This window comes from Vibrio sagamiensis NBRC 104589 (assembly GCF_007990935.1).
GTDB classification, from domain to species: domain Bacteria; phylum Pseudomonadota; class Gammaproteobacteria; order Enterobacterales; family Vibrionaceae; genus Vibrio; species Vibrio sagamiensis.
Map to the genome: position 1 here is coordinate 51,216 of NZ_BJXJ01000008.1, position 20,313 is coordinate 71,528.

Below are 20,313 nucleotides of genomic sequence, written 5' to 3' on the forward strand. Positions count from 1 at the left end.
AAGAATGCTTATATTTTTAAATATAATATTAAAAAAGATAATGAAAACTAATTTTCTAATTAATTTTTTTCTAAATTAGTTTCTATAACCTTTATTATAAAAAACTCTTTTTCTTCATAAAAATCACTTAAAAATTAAATAAAAGTTTGAGTTATAGTGTTTCATTTGTTAGTTATATATATCCATTTTGATTTTATAAATGTAAATTATGAAAAAAAAGATCTTATCTACAGCATTGGCATCAGTTTTTTTATCTCCTTATTATAGCTATGCTGGAGATAGCAATGAAATTCCTTCTTCCGTAATTGAAAGTCCTAAAATTTCGATGGTTGAGGAAAAGAAATTTGAATTAGGATTTGAAGCATTCTTAGCGGGATTGCGGAAAGTAAGAGACTCAATTAAGCGCAGCCCTGAAAATAGTGCTTTGATTGCGAATATCAAGGATGTTCTTCAAAAAGAAGGAGCTTGGACTATTCAAGCACGACAAGATTATATTTTGCTAAAATTGAATATCCATCAAGCTTTTTATGACCAATATTCTGCTGACAAACCAGTGAACTTACAACCTTTAACAGATGAAGAAAGTTCTCGATTTTTTAATTTGCTGACAGCAGCTTACTTGGAAGATCCTTTTTTGAGGATTAATATTCAAGGTTATCATGAAAGGCCAATAACCGAAGTACCTAGAGGCTATTTTATTCATAATGCTGATGCTGCTCGTTTTGTTCCTGAAAGCTTTTTTCATGAATTAGATGATAATGATTCTTTACTTAGTTCCCGTTTAACATTGAATTTCACAAAAGAATACTTGCCTGAGGTTATCAATGCATTTACTAAGCTTTATTCAGGTGAAGTGGCTGATATTGTTCAACAAGCTAAAATTATGGCCCCTAATCGGTTTCCTACTTTAACCGATCAAGCAGTATTATACTTAGATGATGCGAATAAAAGTAATGCACAGAAAGTTATTCAATTTTTGGATAAATATATTCCTCCACAGGCATGGGTTGATCACGAGCCTTTAGGGATGATTTCGTTAGCCAAAGGACGTAATTATTCTGAGAGTTCTCGGTTCACTTTTTCGAGTCATGGAGGAGCTAGAGCAGTTGTTGCTGCGAATACTATTCTGGAAAACTTGTTCTCTAACGAGTCTCTGGCCATTCTTTTACCAGAAATGTTAAGTCAGCACGGTTACGATTCACAAAGGATTCCTTTAATCGATCCATCTTTTGATCATAAATCTCAATTGACAAACTCACAAAGTGCGGTAAGGGATTTTATTTTTGATCCACAAAAATTTTTGAAAGAATACACTCTTGATGTGACGCCATTACTTATTAAGAATGGACGAACAAAAGGTAGACCATCCTTCAATAAAGGAGAAGATGGTTATCAGCTGAGTTTTGAAAGAGAGGAAATTTCTTCAAGTAACAAATTGAAAGTTTTGTTACCTCCTTTGTTGGATAATTTACCTTCTTATATTGACGTAAAAAAAAGTGCTCGTATTGGCCAAATTGTTGTTGCGGCATCAAGTAATGGTGGTACTTTGGTCGTCACCGACCGAAATTCTGAATATTACCGTATTTTTTTCGACAAGCGCCCACATGCTTACGCACTTTATGACAATGTTGTTGCTTTGCGCGATCTTACATCTGGTTATCGAATTGGTGAAGAAATTAAATTTACTTCAGGATTGGATGCAACTTTTTTCATGTTTAATGAACAAGGTTGGCAAAGTATCGTTCAAAAACAATCATTTAATGCTTTTAGTGACTTGGAGGTTCGTCGTACAGGGTCTACAACGGCAATTCCATTTGCACCCGTTGGGCAAAGTCTAGATACTTTATTTGAACAAGGGCGTATCGGAGTGCAGAAACAACTGCTGAATTTGGCCGAGCGCTTTGGCATTAATACGACTGGTATTGAAGATCTTCCTTATAACTCATTAGAAGCTAAAGTCTTAGAGCAGCACTCTAGCTTGGCACGGTGGAATCAACTAAGATCGAGTCTGACCCAAAAAGTCGCTATGCAAAGAAAAACTTTAGCACGCCAAAGGTTGGTTTTATTGGCCAAGCTGAAACTACCCGGACATCCAAATAAGTCAGAAATCAAACAACAGCTTTCTCGTTTACGCTCAAGTTTGCTAGAGCTTGATAATAATGCACAGGGCTTGATTAATTTGTCTCGTGGATTAGACCAAATGTGGCTCAACGTACAACAAAAAGCAGAGTCTGGTCTTGGATCGTTGATTATTACAGATGAAAGTCTTAGAACGGGGAATTTTGATAAAGAGCAAATTCACCAACGTTTTATTGCTAAGGAGCAGGCTTATCAGAGGTTCACTGGAAGTCAACGGGCTCATTTTGATCATGGATACGAGCATTATCAGAATATTGAATTACCTAATTTAGATGCTTCAATGACCTTGTCACAAAAACAATTATTACTCCTTAGTAGTGATGAGTTAGACGCAGAGCAGAAAGGTGCGTTAGTGCGCATTATCAATAATCAAATTGATAAAATAAAGATTACGAAAACACTTGAATTAACTGCTAAATTTAACCAAGAAGCGACGAAATTAGGTGGTCGTATTGTTGCAAGTATACCACAAGATTTTGTTGTAAAACTTATGGGAGATGGGAGTGGTCGTTGCTACCCTTTAGTCCGAGCGATGTCTGTGGCTATATCTCAAGGAAAAGAAGCCGTTGGGCAATTTTCTAATAAGCTTTTTATTGGTGCGGCTAACCCCCAAGATATTGAAAGTCAGTTTTTTCTTGATGCTTTAAATAACCTTCATTCCAGTGATGGTGCTAGAGAAAGTAGTAATGATTTAGGGCAAATGGATATCAATGGTGTGATATCCATTTTAGAACAAGAGCTATCAAGTAAAGGTCAGGCATCCTTTGCCTTAAACACATCCACACACTCCGTGGGAATATCAGCGATCAATGACATGGGACAAAAACGCTTTTATTTTTACGATCCTAATTTTTCTCTAGTTGAATTTCCTAACTTGCAAGCACTCAAAAAAGGGCTTGAAGCTCACTTTGTACTTAATGGTATGGCGGAGCATTATCTTGCATTTGGTACTCGAGCAAAACCAGAGTTTAAATTAGTTCAAATTGATACTGCACAAATGGCACTCGTTGAGGTGCTACCTGGTCAGCAAGTATTTAGTTTAACTTCAGAAGAGCCATTAAGCCCTGTGAGTGATGGCTCACCGTTCATTAGCTTTGATGATGACAGGTCTATTGTTACTATTGATGAAGATGCAGCTTCGATTATCACACTTGATGATGATGAATCAGTCATTGTATTAGATAGTGCAGATGAGCAATTAGAACAAGATTTGGCTTTAAAAATGAGCCTAACTAAGCTCGAAGCATTTGAGCATGCCAAGACATTATCGTTGGCGATCTCTAAAGCAAAGCTACAATATAATATTCCCGTAGATTGGTTACCTGTCATCGGTAGTATTGAAGAATCTAACCCTGGATATTCCTCTATTTCTTTTGTTGATCCAATCGGTGAACAGCAAAAAAGAGTGGAGATACTTGGCCGTGATCTCGTTGTTGTGAACCAGTATCTTAATGATCAATATTCTTCAATGAAGAGCCGCTATGATATGCAGAGTGGGCAAAAAATTCAGTCGTTTGAATTTGAAGATGTACAAGGAATAGATGGACTTAATGCTGCATTTGCTGTCCAGTCTGTGATTACTTGGTATCAAAATGAGCAAAGGGCTCAATTGGCTGTAGAGCATAACGATTCATTGTTACGTGCATTAAAAGTACACAGTTATGTGATGGCCACACAAATTGTGCATGGTGTGGCTATGGATGTATCACATGTCGTGAATCTGTTTAGGGTGGCGTTATCGACAGATGCTGAGCTGGTCAACATAACAATGAACAGTACTTTTGGGCTGGCCAATCAAGGTGTTGGGCTTATTTTTGGTGCCCTTAATGTTAGTTTGAATTCTTATGAATTAGCACATGCGAAAAATGTTCAGCAAGCTTCTGTTTTTGGCATGCAACTAGGAATGAATTCAATTGGAATGGCCCTTGGTGGTAGTGCGATGGTGGCAGGCACTATTGGGGCATCAACTACCGCATTAGTATTAGGTGAAGCCGGTGTTTTAGTTGGTGGGTTGGCTGTTGGGTTTACTGCTTTAGCGGATGCATTCGGTAAAATTGCACTGGATGCTCAACAAGTTGGTCACTATTTTCAGCAAGTCGATATTGCTTATCGTGATGGAGGTTATCGCTATGATCCTAAGAGTAATCTTCTGGTTCCGTTGCCAGGTGCCGTTGTTAATCGGATTGATTTCTCGCGTGGTGAGATTGAATTAGGTAGTCAATTCCTTTATTCATCACGGGACGGCAGTACCGGTTCTGGACGATTAAATTATTTCTTTTGGGCTGGTGATTTACCAAAAGCATTGAAAGATAAAAGTAAGGCATTACCTATCCGTCAGCGCTTGGGCTATAGCAGTTTGAGTTCACCAAATATGGATGAAAATACTATGCTTATGTTACCAGCTACAGGGTTATCTTATGTCGATTATGATTATGAAATACTACCTGGCGCCACGACGAGGAATGATGCTGGCTTTGATGTACTTAGAAAGCTGGAAGCAAAACTTGATTTTGATTTTGACTTTTACGTTTTTCCCTCTGAATATTTGATTCGAAGTATGAGAGAGGAATTTGTTGATCATACTGTGGATATTAAACTCGGTCGACAAGATCGCATTGTAATTACGCCGAAAATTAATGGTTTTAACTTACGCAAACTGAATTATCGTTTAAGTGCAGAGCAAGGAAAACAAACCTTATTGGTTCAAGATTATGGTCATTATTCATTAATAGAGGAGAATGGACAAAAAGTCGAGTGGTTGATTGATGCTCGTGAAATGCAACAGCATCGTCCAGTATTGCATGACGGTATATTAGAGGTTGGCTCTGTTAAGATCCGAGTCAATGAACTTGAACATTCGATTATTACTCTGTTTATGCCGAATGGCGATGTATGGCAAGCTACGCCTTCGACTTTATCTCTGACAGAAACTGATGCAACTCAACAAACGACGAGTCAAGATGTATTGCATCATTTAAAGCAACTAGCACAGGATCATCAACTATTTGGTGATTATGTGACTATTGATAATTATCTAGAAAAGGGGCAGCCATTAGGGCGTGCTTATTATGACGTTCAGCAGGATCGAATCATTGCTAATCGTGAAGTAAGTGTTGAGTTATCTCAAGAAGCGAAATTACTTAGTGTTCAAGCCGATAGTGCACTGTTTTTTAACCAACATTATGGTCACTTATGGAAGGTTGATACAGCAACTGGTCTTGAGCAAGAGTCTTATCAGCTCCACCAACCAAAAATTCAAGCAATTTCGACAATCTTTGATGCTTGGGTTGAAGCTGACATTGTTTTAGTTTCTGCAACCTATCATATGCCTGATCAATCTGTGATTAAATATTTGTATCGTCTAACTTCAGAGGGACTGATGCTCACCGATATACATGGTGATAGAGACCTTTACCAAGCGGTCAATATGGCTTCGCTGGGACAGCATAGAAACCTCGTTTCTCGTACATTACAAGTTCGAGAACAAGATAGTCATTGGTCTAGTTCGATACAAAGCCTTTCTCCAATAATTTCAGATGCTATAGAAATTGGTTCGGAAGGAGAGACTCCGGTATGGAGTGTGCTCAATGAAAGTTCATTACTTAAGGTTTACTTAGATCATCCAGAACCTAATTTACAACTGTTATTAAGTGATAATGGTACACACTATTTTTATAATAAAGAAAAGCATCTATTGTATCTTTTGAATAAAAACGGTATCAAAACAGTTATATTAAATGAAAATGATCAAATAAGTGCTCATCAGCATATCTATCTTACTAAAGCATCAGGCGAAATGGGGATGATTGATCAACACGGGCAATTTCAGCTGCTTGGTTTAAGTCGGCGATGGTTCGAGATGAACCAAAGTGACTGGCAGATAACGTTGCGTCAGAAATTTTTAGGGACTAAGACACCAATAATGTTGATGGGGTTGACGGATTATGAGCGTAACCCTATTACCGTGTGGTATCTTCCTGAGGATGAGCAATTTGTTCTTCTGGAAAATAGTGAAGATTCTCAGCCATTGATCCTAGTCGGTAAGAAAAATCGACATTCAGTTTGGTTGTTCGAACCATCAACTGGAGTGGCATATAGTCAGGCAACACTGACTATTGATCAAATGTACAACTTTACTTCTGATCTACGTTTTATTACTGATGGTTTAATTACACAACCACAAGTTATCGATTTAGTTGGGGAGCCACTACAGAACTTTTATCATGCTCATGACGGTTATAGAATAGAAACACGTTCGGGACTAGTGTTTTCACTTCAAGTTGAGTTACCCCCTAGGTTAGTATCGATAAAAGACCGTTGGCTACAAGAAAATGGTGCAAGTGTGTCAGGCTTATTGAATGCTTACCAAAGTGATGCGGTTATTGAGGTTGGTGAAAGTGAACCTCTTTGGCTAGTAACTGCTACCGGTCGGTTAATTAACCTCGATAGTAAAGAGCAAGTAATGTGGATCGGCTCTGTGGATGTGAATCAACAAGAAGAGTTGTTTTACATACCAAAAACTCAACAATTAATACGTTCTGACTATGAAAAAGGCTATGTTTCTCTTGGCCTTTTTGAAGATGTATTTAAAGCGGATAATGTTTTCACTTTGGTTGCAAAATCAATGCAAGGACAGCAATTGCAAAGTGTAAAACTCCTCGGTGTTGACACCTTGGTTCTCTCAACGTCTGGTAATAGGAATAGTTACGATATCAACAGCTTATTTGGTAAATATCAACAAGTCTTTATTAAAGATAACAGCCATATGTCTGTTATCGATCTTTCGAACTTTTCTAAAGATCAAGTTGTTGTACAACATGAGAAAAATCGTTTAAAGCTGGTGGTGGCTGATAGTTTGTATTTGGTCATCGAACAATCGGAGCAAGCATCGATAAATAAACTGGCAATACGTTTTGCAGATAATGAAAACCCAATTCGTATTCTGTATATTCAATCGGCTTTAGATAAAATGGCTATAGGCGGTATCGTTAAAATGAGTGAGCTTATTTTGCGATAATAAAGTCTGTGTTAGATAAAAACTTCAGTGGTGTAATAGATCACTGAAGTTTTTAAGCTTAGGATCAGAGAAATTTAAATAGCGGTTGTTGATGCTTATATAATCTTCTATTCGCAGCAAAGTCATCATATTTCGTAAAATGACTAATATTCCAGTTAGTCAAATCTTGTGAGAAGCTTTTGGGTTGTTTAAACATCTGCTTAATCATTATATAGCCTTTTATTGATTACGTTTTTTAATTTTTGAAAAACATTATATTGATATTATTTAGTGTTTGGTTAAGCTCATGAAGCCGTTAAATAATGATATTAATCAAAAACCGAAGGCTTTAAAGTCCTTTTATTGGTTTGGCCTGCTTTTATGCTACTTCACGGTTACATAAATCTGAGTAAGCTTTAAAAAACAAGTAAAATTCACATGTAGATAAAGGTTTTTTATTGAATAATATGACACTTATATTGAAACTTTTCGAAAGGTGGAAACTTTTCTTTTTAGTTCGTGTCTTAGAGTGTTGAAAATAATACGTTAATCAATAAGGAAACCAATAATGATAAAAAAATATATCTTGCTCTCAACCCTTGTTACTGGCTTTACCAATGCAACTGCTTGGTCTTTTAAAACTGACGTAAGATTTGAACCATCGGACAGGTTCCTATCTACAACTGCACCTATCGATGGTAGTTCGGTATTATTATCTTATCTACAAGATGGTAAAGAAATTCATCGAGACATTATTGTTGAGCTGTTAAGTGCTAACAAAGAGACAGTTGACTTAAAGGTCAAAATTCAAGATAGAGATGGGAAACTAATAAGTTCTACCCAGTTCTTAAATGCTGCGATATGCCAAGAGAATCAGGCTAAGCATGAAAAATATGAAATGAGATTTATTCCTTTCAATAATGATTTATGTAAGCAGTACTTCGATATTAAGCCGATGAAATTAGGGCCGTCTGATATAACTTCAGTATCATTGCATATACCTGAAAGTAAAACTAAAAATGATTGGAATGTTATTAATTTTACTTATTTAAAAAGTTATCCATTCAAGGATAAACCTTCATTGATTCAAATTAGGCCACTGTGTGGTGAAAAACAAGAACAGTGTCATTATCAGTCATCAGGGTCTCCTTTTTACATACAAAATGAAGGAATGGGTTTTTCTAAGTTTCGAATCCGTGAATCAGAGACTCTCACAGGCTTGAGTTATACGATATCTACAGACGAAAAAGATGAGCAGACAGAAAGTGGAGTGATTGACTTGAAACCTGTGGCGTTTAATCAATAAATCTGTTATTCGCTTACATATCAAAACTAGGAAAAATACAGGCATTCTTCTCTTCTAAGACTTGCATTTTACTTTATAAGCATCGGCGTTTTTTAAACGCCATCTTCCAACTACAGGTCAAATAAATCCGTATATTTTATGAAGGTCGAGATGTTAAGTGAGCTAACCCAAATAAACTTCATCACAAGTTGAACTCATCATTTTCACATTCTAATGTATGAGTTGAGTTGCTTATGTGTTGAGTGATTATTTACTTCATTAAGCGTCGTTTATGAAGATAACAACTCTAAATAACATTGTGTTTGTCTCAGTAGCGTTATGTTCAAGAGCCTTCGAATCAGTTTGTTATTGGAGCTCAACTTTATCCAGGCTTGGATGTTAGTCCCTATGATTGGTTTACGATTTAGTATGAAAACCAGAAGGAGAAGATGTTTTCTCGTTCATATTAAATCCTTTCTGTAGCGCATCCATATCTATAGCCTGAACAAGTTACGCACAGTTATCGTTATAAAAGCTAATTAATCTATTATGAAAAGGATATTTATGAATAACAATGTCTTAATATTGGCTAGTATGATTGGAATGTTGAGTACGCCATATGATGCAGTGGCATACCAAGCTTCTTTATTTGGGAAAGGTAAAGTTGTAGAGATTAACCCTACCCAGCAATTGAACTACCCTGAAACCAAAAAAGGTGCTGTTGTCGATGAATATTTTGGTCATCAGGTACAAGACCCGTATCGTTGGCTTGAAAATGATCGCAGTACAGAAACTGCTGAATGGGTGAGTGCACAAAATGTAGTGACGTTCGAGTACCTAAATCAGATAAGTTATAGGGAGTATATTAAAGATAGATTAACAGCTCTGATGAGTTATGAAAAATTAGGGCGTCCTTTCCAAGAGGGAGATTATCAATACTTCTATAAAAACGATGGTCTGCAGAATCAGAGTGTGCTTTATCGGCAGTTAGAAGGACAAGCACCGGAGGTGTTTATTGATCCCAACACTTTTAGTGAGGATGGAACTACGTCATTATCAGATGTTAGTTTCTCTCAAGATGGATCTCGAGTCGCTTATAGCATATCTGAGGGAGGCAGTGATTGGCGTAAAATTATTACTTTAGATGCAAAAACGAAACGTGTTATTGATGAGACACTTCAGGATATTAAGTTTAGTGAAATAAGTTGGCTTGGAAATGAAGGCTTTTTTTACTCCAGTTACGATAAGCCTAGCGGAAGTGAAATGTCTGACAAAACTGATCAACATAAGCTTTATTTCCATAAAATTGGAGTAAGCCAAGATAAAGATAGGTTAATTTTCGGTGGCTCAGATGAGGAAAAGCATCGTTATGTTTCTGGAGAAATATCCAGTGATCAACATTATCTTTTTATTAGTGCGAGTACATCAACATCAGGTAATAAGTTGCTTTTTAAGGACATTTTTAATTCCGATAGCGCTATAAAGCCCATTGTAAATAACACTGACTCAGATACTGAACTATTGCAAGTCGATAATGGTATTGCATATTTCGTGACAAACTTAAACGCGCCTAACAAGCGTGTAGTTAAAGTCGACCTTGAAACACCTCAACCAGAAAACTGGCAAAATGTTATCCCAGAAACAGATCATGTATTGAATATCTCCAAAGCTGGTGGATATTTATTTGCCCGTTATATGGTAGATGCCATGTCTAGAGTAAAACAATATGATATGGAAGGGCAGTTTATACGTGATATCACCTTGCCAGGTTTAGGTAGTGTGACGGGGTTCAGTGGGAAAGAAAACCAGACAGAAGTTTACTACTCCTTTTCTAACTATAAAACACCAAAAACGACTTATCGCTTTAATGTATTAACGGGAGAAAGTGAGTTGTATAGTCGTCCAAACATACCGTTCGATTCTGATCAATATGAATCAAAACAGGTGTTTTATTCCTCTCAAGATGGGACGCGTATTCCAATGTTGATTACCTATAAAAAAGGCACACCGATTGACGGAAGTGTGCCAACTATTCTTTATGGCTATGGTGGCTTTAATATTAGTATTACACCTCGTTTTAGATCTAGAGTTGCTGCTTGGTTGGAACTTGGTGGTATATATGCTGTGGCTAATATTCGTGGAGGAGGAGAATATGGAAAGAATTGGCATGATGCGGGAACTCAAATGCAAAAACAAAATGTGTTTGATGACTTTATCGCAGCAGCGGAATTTTTAATTGAAGAAAAATATACCTCGAAAAGCAAATTGGCAATCAGTGGAGCTTCTAATGGAGGTTTGTTAGTTGGGGCAGTAATGACTCAGCGACCTGATCTTTTCCAAGTGGCTCTTCCTGCCGTTGGGGTTCTCGATATGTTACGTTACCATACTTTTACAGCCGGGGCTGGATGGGCATATGATTATGGTACTTCGGAACAGAGTGAGGAGATGTTCCAGTATCTGAGAGAATACTCGCCAGTCCATAATGTACAAACCGGGCTCTCATACCCTGCAACATTAGTCACTACAGGGGATCATGATGATCGTGTTGTCCCTGCACATTCATACAAGTTTGCAGCTGAACTTCAGTCTAAACAGTCTGGTTTTTTGCCTACGTTATTAAGAATTGAAACCAATGGGGGCCATGGCGCTGGAACACCAACCCATAAAATTATTGACAAGTATGCTGATATATATGCATTTACTTTATTCAATATGGGTATTAAAACTTTGCATTAATCATATATTAAGGCTGTCATTTTCGGCAGTCTTAATTTTATTGACTGTTGCTCATTTACGTGTGTAAGCGATACCGCTTTTATGATTGAAAAAACAGAACGTTTTGTATTCTTGTGGCATAATTAATTACTTTATCATTTAAATAAAAGAAAATTATGTGGTCAATAAATTTTGATTCAATGACTTTGCTTGCAATGGGACTGATTTTTCTTGGCTCCTACGTTCAGACGGCTATTGGTTTTGGGCTTGCTATTGTGGCCGCGCCACTCTTGATTCTGTGGGCTCCTGAATATGTGCCAGCACCGATATGTCTCGTGGCGTTATTCATCTCTTTAATGAATAGTATGAAGCATCGCAGTAGTATTGAAATCGGTGGTCTAAAAATGGCTTTATTAGGCCGAGTACCAGGCTCTATTGCTGGTGGTATCCTCTTGTTTTATGTATCTACACAAGCCTTAACTTTATGGATTGGTTGTTTGGTACTTTTTGCTGTCATTGTTAGTGTTTTGCCATTCAGGATTGAGCCAACACCAAAAAGAATGTTCTCTGCAGGCTTTTTCTCGGGGCTTTTTGGAACGAGCTCAGCGATAGGCGGACCACCGATGGCATTGTTATTACAGCACCAAGACGCAAATCAGTTACGCGGTAACTTATCTGCGTTTTTTGTGTGTAGCTCCATTATCTCATTGATTATCCAAATCCCAGCTGGATTTTTTAATTTTCAACACGTTATTCTGACGCTACCATTATTGCCAGCATCAGCCCTTGGCTATTGGTTCGCAATACAAACCACTCAAAAGCTACCAAAAGAAAAAGTTAGGTTGGGTGCATTGATATTATGCTTTATTTGTGGAATCACGGCTGTAATTGAAGCTCTCATTGTTTAAACAATTTTTTAGACAAGAGACGACCCGCTCTATCCTTAACGGAATAAATCTTATAACACTATTTGTCAATAACGATGTAACTCTGAGCTCACTGGTTATGTAACACTTAAATTTGGTAAGATAACAACTGGTTTGCCTCTCATAAATAATGTTACATTGAAAATCATACATGTTATTTAAGTGCAAACATTCACATTGTCAGAGATTTATCAACATTATGTCTAGTTTGAATTATGATAATTACAAAGCCGCCTTATTTAGTTTAAGGCTCCTAGCCAAATTGACGTTGTTGCTGGACACATTTGTCCTTTCTAACACAGCCAATCACCCATAGTGATTGGCTTTTTTGTGTGTTGAAGCTTAATTTACGTATGTCTAGAAACCTTAGCCATAAAGTTTCTACGCATAAAGCAACTGTCGAGAATTACTTTGAAATAGTGATCCAGACTAAGCGGTGATCAGAAGAAACCTTCTTACCATTTCCTTGTTCACCAAGGCGTTGGTCATTGACAAGTGGATAACCTTGTTCATAAGAAGCAGGCCAATAAACACCTGATTGAATGACTTTGAGGTTTGCTGAAGGAATTGTGTAGTCAACACCCAAGCCAAAAGTTGATGTCATTCTGTCTGGTTTTGGATGTGAGGAAGAGATATTTGCGGCATGCTCAGCAGAGCCGTTACTTGTCGGGTACAATGAATCATTCATGACGGTTTGATTAACAAGAGGATCGTTATGCAGGTCATGCATTATCTCGCTCAAACCATCGCCAGCCAGTGGATCCAAGTTTTGATCGCCCATAATGACAAATTTTGCTCCCTTTTCTAATCCACCTTTCAGCCCATTATCGTCATAAAAAAAGCTTTCTCCTCTGATATAGTGGAGCCAAAACGCCACTTCAGCACCGTTTTGTAGCTTGTTTTTACCGGAATCAAACACTGGAGGAGTCGGGTGAGACATTAGCAAGTGGATAGTTTTATCCCCATTTTTTGTTGGGATAATAATGGGAGCATCAACATGATTTTTAGAGGAGAGACGAACCTGCTGCCACTCTTCGTCAGTATACCAATTGTCTCCACAAGACATATCCTTAGGCAAAGATATTGACCCGTCACATACTGTGATCGTTGGAATTTTTGCTCCTTCCATATCTTTCCACTTAAAAGTTTGGAAAGTACGAGTATGATCTGAGTCTATTTTATAACGAGAAAGTAATGCAAAAGCATATTGCCCATGGTACTGACCAAAGCCCCAACTGTCACCAGGGAGCTGCCCAGTAGTCCCATCATTATTGAGGTCTAGTTGACTGTTCAGGCCTGTGTTTGTCGAATAGGATTCGAAATACGGGTAGGTGATTGGATCTAGGTTACTTTGTTCACCAGCTCCATTAATACTTTGAGCAACAGAAAGGTAGTTTTTTTGGAATCCTTCAAGTGCCGCTTTATCTTGACCTCCACCATCATTATTGAACTCAGCCATCATTAATACATCAGGGCGGTTTTTTTGTATAATTGCGGCAACATTTCTAATTTGAATGACCTTTTCTGCGATGCTTCTATCATTGACGTTGATTGAATTATTGAAATAGCCGGAAACCAATTCATTTTGTTTTTCTGGTTCAATTTGCATCTCAGCAAGGAGAGTTTCAAAGGAATCACGATCAAAAGAGAGGTTATATGTGGCGACTTTTATTGTATTAGATTCTTTGGTTGATTCTGCATTACCTTGGCATCCTGCCAAAAGAAGTGTTCCGATTAAAAGAGTTAGAGAAAACTTTGTCATAACCTTGTTGATATAGTATTTAATAAGAGTGATCGAATCCTAAAACGAACTGGATAATTTTAACGTGATCTACATCATGCAAACGTTTGCTTTTGGGTGGGTTTATCAATTTTAGCTGTGATTTATATTTGATTTGATTGCTTATTGAGCAGCATTAAGGCTTTAATGACGTTCAAAATAATAATTGGCATGAGGAGAATTTATGTACAAAGAATATACACAAAATTTGCCTTTGCAACTTTCTCAGTCTCTTAGGTTAGAGCCTCTATGTATAAGCCATGCTCCTGCCTTACTTAAAGCTGTTAACGCGTCTCGTGAAAACTTATCTCTCTATTTACCTTGGGTTAACAAGGTAAAATCAGTCAGAAGTGCAATCACTTATATCAAGGACAGGATAGAAATACCCTTGCCAGAAGTCTTTTGGGTTGCATTGATAAGCCATGATGTTTTTATTGGCATTTTTGGTATAAAAGGTCTAGATACTAAAACTGGTATTGCTGAGATTGCTTACTGGCTAACAGAGAGTGGGAGAGGCAGCCGTGTTATTGGTTCTGTACTTGACGTGTTTCTTCCATTAGTCAGAAAACGTGGAAGGATACACACATTGCAATTTCATTGTATGGAAAATAACCCAGCGAGTATCAAAATAGCTCAACGTGCTGGAGCAGTATTTAAAGAATACATTCCCCATGATTTTTACGAATTAGGAACTGATAAGCAACTTGGTGTTTATGAGTTATACTTGGTTTGCTCTGAAGACCAAGTGCAAGACTAATGAACTGAGAGGGATCAAACTATGAATGCCATTATTGAAGTTGATGTCGGCAAAACCTTGCTACAGCAGTTTGAATTGCTTCAAAGAGCTTTTAATGCTGATCCTTATCTAGAGGTTGAAATACGAAAAGAAAAGCTGTCGATTTTAAAACACCAGTTACTTAATCGTGAGAAAGATTTAATTCAAGCGGCCTGTTACGATTTTGGGTATCGTTCAGCTTTCGATACAGTGATGGCCGATGTAATGCCTGCAGTTACTCAGATTAATTATACTTTAAAGCATTTGGAAAATTGGTGTAAGCCAAGTTTTCGTCATGCAGGTTGGTTACTTACTCCCTCTAAAGTTCGCGTCGAATATCAGCCTTTAGGGGTCGTAGGTATAATATCACCATGGAATTTCCCTACTTTTCTTAGCTTATCTCCGCTTATTACTGCCATTGCTGCTGGTAATAAAGCGATGATAAAACTGAGTGAGTTTACCCCAAAAACAAATAAAGTTCTTATAGATATATGTCGTCAGTTAAGCAATGATGTACAAATCGTCGAGGGGGAAGCTGACGTTGCTCAAGCATTTATTCGATTACCTTTCAGTCACCTTTTTTTTACTGGCTCAACCAATGTTGGGCGTATCGTTGCTAAGGCCGCAGCGGAAAACTTGACTCCAACGACGTTGGAGTTGGGTGGGAAGTCTCCAGTTATAATCGCTGATGATGCGAATCTAAAAAAAGCAGTGGATTCGGTTCTTCTAGGTAAATGTATCAATGCTGGACAGATTTGTGTTGCCCCAGATTACGTTTTTGTTCCAGAGCATAAATTAAATAAATTTACCGACCTATTCTTGAAACGTTTTAGCAAGCTTTATTTAAAAAATACGCAGACTCAAGAGTTAACTCATATTATTAATCAGCGACAATATGAGCGTCTTAAAACTCTACTGGATGACGCTCAAAACAAGGGTGCAGAAATCCATACAGTTGAAAGTCGAAGTACACAAGGAAGGTGCTTGTACCCTCATTTAGTCACACAAGTGTCTGAAGAAATGATGATTATGCAGGACGAAATTTTTGGTCCTATTTTACCACTCAAACCTTACACCGACATTAAACATGTCATCGAATATATCAATAATAAACCGAAGCCATTAGCACTATACATCGTATCGAGTGATAAATTATTGCTTGAGACAATTGTTAAAAATACACACAGTGGTGGTGTCGGGGTGAATGAAACACTTCTGCATGTCGCTGCTGAAGATGCCCCTTTTGGCGGAATCGGTGAGTCAGGTATTGGGCACTACCATGCAAAAGAAGGTTTTAAGACTTTTAGTCATGCTAAGACAGTTTTTTGTTCGCCAATATGGTTACCTCGTGCAAGAATGTTACTTCAATGGAGAGAGCAAACCATGAACATATTGCGTAAGGTTTTTATGCGTTAAAAGTACTCGCCACTAAAGCTCAGTAGCTAAATGAAAATCGAGTACAGCAGCAGCTCCTGAGTAAGAGAGATGGCCTGTATCAGTATACATAGCATCCTGTTCACCAAGTGACATCTTACAAACTCCATTTAAACAAATAGCTTGAGTTATATCGATGAATGTAACATGTTCAAATGGACCTAAGTATTTAGAGAGGCTGATAATATTTTGATGAAAGTCAGGGCTTGGCGTGAAATCGCAAGATTTTTGGTTGTTATTGTTAAAAATTTTAGCTTTCCATAAGCATTGGCCAACATGCACTGGCGCTGATGGTGTAGGTCCAACAACAATAACCTCCTTCTTACTCAAATCGAGTAAGAGTTCACGAAAAGATTGCTCGTACTTTTTATTAGAGAGTTCTTTATCGAAGTTAGAAGAAATGACGACTTGTTTTATTGAAGGTGTTGTAAGAATAGTATTGACCGCTTTTGTAAAGAAATCTCCACATTTAATATGGCCTGCATCCTTAATGTTATCGATGTAACCAATCGCACAAGAGTCTTGAGTGAGTTGAACCAAACCTGTTGAACTTTCATTATCTAAATGCTTAACGAGCACCATACTATAGCTGTTACCTAGTACTGCAGTCTTTGGTGTTTTACTAGAAGAGCATTGTTCATTTATATCACTATTGCCATTACATTCTAAACCATAACCATTATTGACTCTCATAGCTTCAAAAAAAGCAGTTCTCTCAGGAAAACCACCATTCTTATGCCCCCAAAGACCTAATCCTACCAATGGGACTGAGAGGCATAAAATGAATATCGTTAGAGTTTGAATGGGAATGACACTGCGACTTCGAAATGGTTTTTCAACAAAACGCCAAGAGAAATAAGAGAGCAAGAATAGAATGAGTATATAGGCAACAATATGAAAGTTTTGCTCTGCAATATAATGATAGAAAACCAACAAAGGAATATGCCATAAATAAAGGCTATAACTCATCAAACCTATGAACACGACAGGCTTTAAACTCAAAGTTTTGCCGAACAAGCTCTCTTTAGCTGTAAAGAGAATCATCATCGCACTACCTATTACAGGGATCAGCAACAATGTTCCCGCTGCCCCTTTTGACTCATTGAACGTAAAGGCTGCGTAGAGAATAAATATTAAGCCAATTATGGCAAGAGTGTCGTTAGGCTTGATCTTTTTCTGGACCATGCACAAAGCAACTATTGATCCTGCTGCAAGCTCCCAGGCTCTGGTAAAAATTAGATAAAACACGAAATCTGCATCATCTTTAAGCATTTGAGTAGCGATCAAGCTTGAAAAAAATACTGCTACAAAAAAGAACAAATACCAAAACCAGTTTCCTCGTGCAAGTAGGAGTAAAAGTAATGGGATAAAGATGTAATATTGTTCCTCAACTCCTAAACTCCAAGTGTGGAAGAGAGGATTAGATTGTTCTTCAAGGCCAAAGTAGTTATGCCCTTTTAAATATAACAGTATATTGGAAGCAGAAAGAATAGAGGAGGTGCTAAACTGACCAACTTCCTTGTGTGCTTGTGGTAAAAATAGCCACCATGAAAGTATATAAGTCACTGCTATTACGACTAATAAGACAGGTAGAATACGACGAATACGACGTTCGTAGAAGTTAGCTAAACTAAATTTACTTGAATTCAAATCATTTAAAATAATGGTTGTGATTAAATAACCACTTATCACAAAAAATACATCAACACCGATATAACCACCCGAAAAGAAAGTAATATCAGTGTGAAATAAAACCACTAACAAAACGGCTATGGCTCTCATACCATCAATCTCTGGCCGATAAGTCATATTCTTCTCCTTCCGATACCGACTTTAATTCTGTTAATGATTTTTTATATCCTAATAGAGCTCAGTATTCTTATTTGTGTAAGCATAGTTCGTCGCGAGATTCAAAGTTGAGGGGCAAAGGACCGATTATTTTTGATACTTCGGTGGGATAGAGAGAAGTAATTCCATCTCTTCATTGGTTAGCAAACCATTAATCTCTGACCTTTTGATACTGCTGCTGTAAAGCCTAGCATGATCCATTAGAGATTTGATTTGATTTGGAGTTAAGTCTTTTACTAATTTAAGTAATTCTGAAAACTCTTTGCTACCCATGGCTGGAACACTCCGTTTCGCAGGAAATAAGCGGTTAAATTTTCTAAGCCATGTTAGTTAATAGCCATTAACTAGACGTTTTATAACAATTAGTTGTATTCTTAAGCAATGGTTACCAGCGACACATGAAGAGGTGTTCTGGCTGATGCAGTGTTCTGTTTTTGTGATTCATAACAATGTTGACCCTGCTATCAATTATGATAGCACTCCTTTTTAGTTATGGGCAAAAATAAACACTTCAGACCAGTATTCAGTGTTACATTGATTCCCTCAGTATATTGTTTTGTCGTCAATCAAACTTTTCCTCAGGTGTCGTCACTTAAAGTGAATGGTGGAGGAAGCTTTGATGAAAATGACCCAGATAAGTAATCTTGTAGCCAGTTTTTCCAGTTTGGAGGGAGAGCACTATGCTGTAAGTACTGAGTAGTCGTTTGTTCAGAATGACTCCCCTTGATGTATTGTTTATTACACAATGACCGCAATTTTATTTCAACTGAAAAAGGATAGCATTGCTCAGAAAAAGCTTGGGGCGATTCTTTTTTCTCTGCGGGTAATTTGTAAGTAGAAGTTTTTGAACTGGACAGAATCAGTAAACTTTTTTTGACACTGATTTCACCAAAGTCATCCAGTAAAGGTAACGCATATCGAATCATTACTGTAGGCATTTGGAACAAGTTATCATAGAAATGACTTATAGCTATGAGGAGTTTTTTATGGGCTATTTCTGGCTTGTTACTAGCTAACAGTAATCTACATTGAGTCAATTGTTTAAAAGCGGCAAGAATACCTTGCTGCTGGGTATGAAGTTGCCGATGGACCAATAAAAACATTGTATTTAAATTTTGAAGTACCTCTTTTCTACTTTTAATATTGTTCAAATACTTGAAATGCTGAATAACAATATCGGTATAGCTGAACATTGCACTTAGCCATTGACTGTCAGTAGCCGATACTTTTTTTGCATAAGTATGCCCTAATTCATATAGTTTACTTAAATCACCAAGTTTCGAAGCAATTCTGCTTGCAGTGACCATTCTTTGGCTATTGCTAGGCGTTAATTCAAACGCTCGGTAAGCGTAAGTAAAGGCTATACTAAGTTCGTTTAGTGACTCGTATAACCCAGTGAGGTTATCTATTGCTCTAAGGCAAAGAGGGTTGCGAGTAACAAAGCCAGATAATATGAGAGCTGCTTGCTGGATTTGCCCCTTATTGAGTAGTAGAAAAGCATCTGCACATACTTTACTGGCATGCTCTGAGCATAAAGGTAGAAAAGCCTCTAGCTCCGAGTACATCTCTTTATCAATAAGAGTGTCAATAAGTAGCGACTCGATACACAGGCTATTGGGATACTGTTGCTTGATATTTGTAAGATCATGAAAACTTATGCGACTAAGTCTGTTGATTTGATCGTTAACATTTGTCAGGTTGGCTTGTTCTTTCAGCCCAATGAGTATTTTAGCTTTCAATGCTTTAGTTTGAAGAGGTTTAGTCAGCATATGCCGAACTCTTCCTGATAATGCGGTAAGCACAGTCTCTTGGCTCGCATCTCCAGAAATCATTAAGATAGCGGTTGTATCGGAGATAATCTTACCTCGGTTCATCAAGTTAATCAGTTCAATGCCAGTGAAATTTGGATGGAGGTGATAATCTATAACGAGGCACGAGTAGAAGCGAGATTTTGCAGCGGCTAACGCTTCAGATGCAGAATGAACACAAGTGATGTTGTTTGTTACTGCCCCTAATGTGATTAGCTGTTGTTTGATAAGTATGGTTGATGTGATGGAGTCATCAATGATCAATATCGTTATCTGACTAATGTCTAACTTATATTCTTCATTCAAAATAATTCTCACTTTTCAAAAACTGATATCCCAACCTATTAATATGTCATTCGTTGCTAAGGTTATTGTTTTAATCTTACTCCTTTTGGTTTCGTGGACATCGTAATTTTACAATATTGTGCTGTTTAGATGGAGCTATTGTGACTATAAACAACAACTCTTGGGGTGATTAGTGTCATATTTCAAGAAAATCATCTTGCACCATATATATAATCCATAGTGATGGTTTGAGGTGGCTATATGAAGTTAACTGCATTAACAATATATGTGATTAAGGCAAATACGTGAGTGACAATTCATT

At 37.4% G+C, this 20,313-nt stretch carries 10 protein-coding genes; 6 read left to right on the forward strand and 4 right to left on the reverse strand.

Translation table 11 applies throughout. The annotated features are described in order from the left end of the window. Positions 1–208 precede the first annotated feature (208 nt). The 4 genes from VSA01S_RS05455 to VSA01S_RS05470 all read left to right on the forward strand — a co-directional run bounded on the left by VSA01S_RS05455 (position 209) and on the right by VSA01S_RS05470 (position 12,043). Positions 209–7,156 (forward strand): TcdA/TcdB pore-forming domain-containing protein, encoded by a 6,948-nt coding sequence (locus VSA01S_RS05455; protein ID WP_083932278.1) that lies wholly within the window; start codon positions 209–211, stop codon positions 7,154–7,156. A 547-nt stretch (positions 7,157–7,703) separates the two neighbouring features. After that, positions 7,704–8,441, forward strand: coding sequence for a hypothetical protein (locus VSA01S_RS05460; RefSeq protein WP_039982079.1), 738 nt, complete (start codon positions 7,704–7,706; stop codon positions 8,439–8,441). 543 nt (positions 8,442–8,984) lie between these two features. Next, positions 8,985–11,156: a prolyl oligopeptidase family serine peptidase gene (locus VSA01S_RS05465; RefSeq protein WP_083932277.1), complete on the forward strand. Its 2,172-nt coding sequence runs from the start codon at positions 8,985–8,987 to the stop codon at positions 11,154–11,156. 164 nt (positions 11,157–11,320) lie between these two features. Continuing rightward, positions 11,321–12,043: a sulfite exporter TauE/SafE family protein gene (locus VSA01S_RS05470; protein ID WP_083932279.1), complete on the forward strand. Its 723-nt coding sequence runs from the start codon at positions 11,321–11,323 to the stop codon at positions 12,041–12,043. Positions 12,044–12,467: 424 nt separating this feature from the next. Here VSA01S_RS05470 and VSA01S_RS05475 read toward each other — a convergent pair whose 3' ends face one another. Then, the gene (locus VSA01S_RS05475; RefSeq protein WP_039982076.1) at positions 12,468–13,823 is read right to left on the reverse strand and encodes an endonuclease/exonuclease/phosphatase family protein; all 1,356 of its coding nucleotides are present in this window, start codon (positions 13,821–13,823) and stop codon (positions 12,468–12,470) included. A gap of 202 nt (positions 13,824–14,025) precedes the next feature. Here VSA01S_RS05475 and VSA01S_RS05480 point away from each other — a divergent pair, with 202 nt between their 5' ends. Beyond that, the gene (locus tag VSA01S_RS05480; protein ID WP_039982075.1) at positions 14,026–14,598 is read left to right on the forward strand and encodes a GNAT family N-acetyltransferase; all 573 of its coding nucleotides are present in this window, start codon (positions 14,026–14,028) and stop codon (positions 14,596–14,598) included. 21 nt (positions 14,599–14,619) lie between these two features. After that, a complete protein-coding gene (locus tag VSA01S_RS05485) occupies positions 14,620–16,032 on the forward strand; it encodes a coniferyl aldehyde dehydrogenase (RefSeq protein ID WP_039982073.1) in 1,413 nt (470 codons plus the stop codon). A gap of 12 nt (positions 16,033–16,044) precedes the next feature. Here the strand turns inward: VSA01S_RS05485 and VSA01S_RS05490 are convergent, their stop codons facing one another. The 3 genes from VSA01S_RS05490 to VSA01S_RS05500 form a co-directional block, all read right to left on the reverse strand. Then, on the reverse strand, positions 16,045–17,859 hold the full coding sequence (locus tag VSA01S_RS05490; protein WP_039982071.1) for an acyltransferase family protein: 1,815 nt from the start codon (positions 17,857–17,859) through the stop codon (positions 16,045–16,047). Between the two features lie 126 nt (positions 17,860–17,985). After that, complete coding sequence (locus VSA01S_RS05495) at positions 17,986–18,171, reverse strand: hypothetical protein (protein WP_039982069.1); 186 nt, start codon at positions 18,169–18,171, stop codon at positions 17,986–17,988. 305 nt (positions 18,172–18,476) lie between these two features. After that, positions 18,477–20,012 (reverse strand): response regulator, encoded by a 1,536-nt coding sequence (locus tag VSA01S_RS05500; RefSeq protein ID WP_050567384.1) that lies wholly within the window; start codon positions 20,010–20,012, stop codon positions 18,477–18,479. Positions 20,013–20,313 lie beyond the last annotated feature (301 nt).

Bases quoted from the DNA above. Each gene is read 5' to 3' on its own strand.
- VSA01S_RS05455 (WP_083932278.1), top strand. From the start codon at position 209: ATGAAAAAAAAGATCTTATCTACAGCATTGGCATCAGTTTTTTTATCT.
- VSA01S_RS05460 (WP_039982079.1), top strand. From the start codon at position 7,704: ATGATAAAAAAATATATCTTGCTCTCAACCCTTGTTACTGGCTTTACC.
- VSA01S_RS05465 (WP_083932277.1), top strand. From the start codon at position 8,985: ATGAATAACAATGTCTTAATATTGGCTAGTATGATTGGAATGTTGAGT.
- VSA01S_RS05475 (WP_039982076.1), bottom strand. From the start codon at position 13,823: ATGACAAAGTTTTCTCTAACTCTTTTAATCGGAACACTTCTTTTGGCA.
- VSA01S_RS05480 (WP_039982075.1), top strand. From the start codon at position 14,026: ATGTACAAAGAATATACACAAAATTTGCCTTTGCAACTTTCTCAGTCT.
- VSA01S_RS05485 (WP_039982073.1), top strand. From the start codon at position 14,620: ATGAATGCCATTATTGAAGTTGATGTCGGCAAAACCTTGCTACAGCAG.
- VSA01S_RS05490 (WP_039982071.1), bottom strand. From the start codon at position 17,859: ATGACTTATCGGCCAGAGATTGATGGTATGAGAGCCATAGCCGTTTTG.
- VSA01S_RS05495 (WP_039982069.1), bottom strand. From the start codon at position 18,171: ATGGGTAGCAAAGAGTTTTCAGAATTACTTAAATTAGTAAAAGACTTA.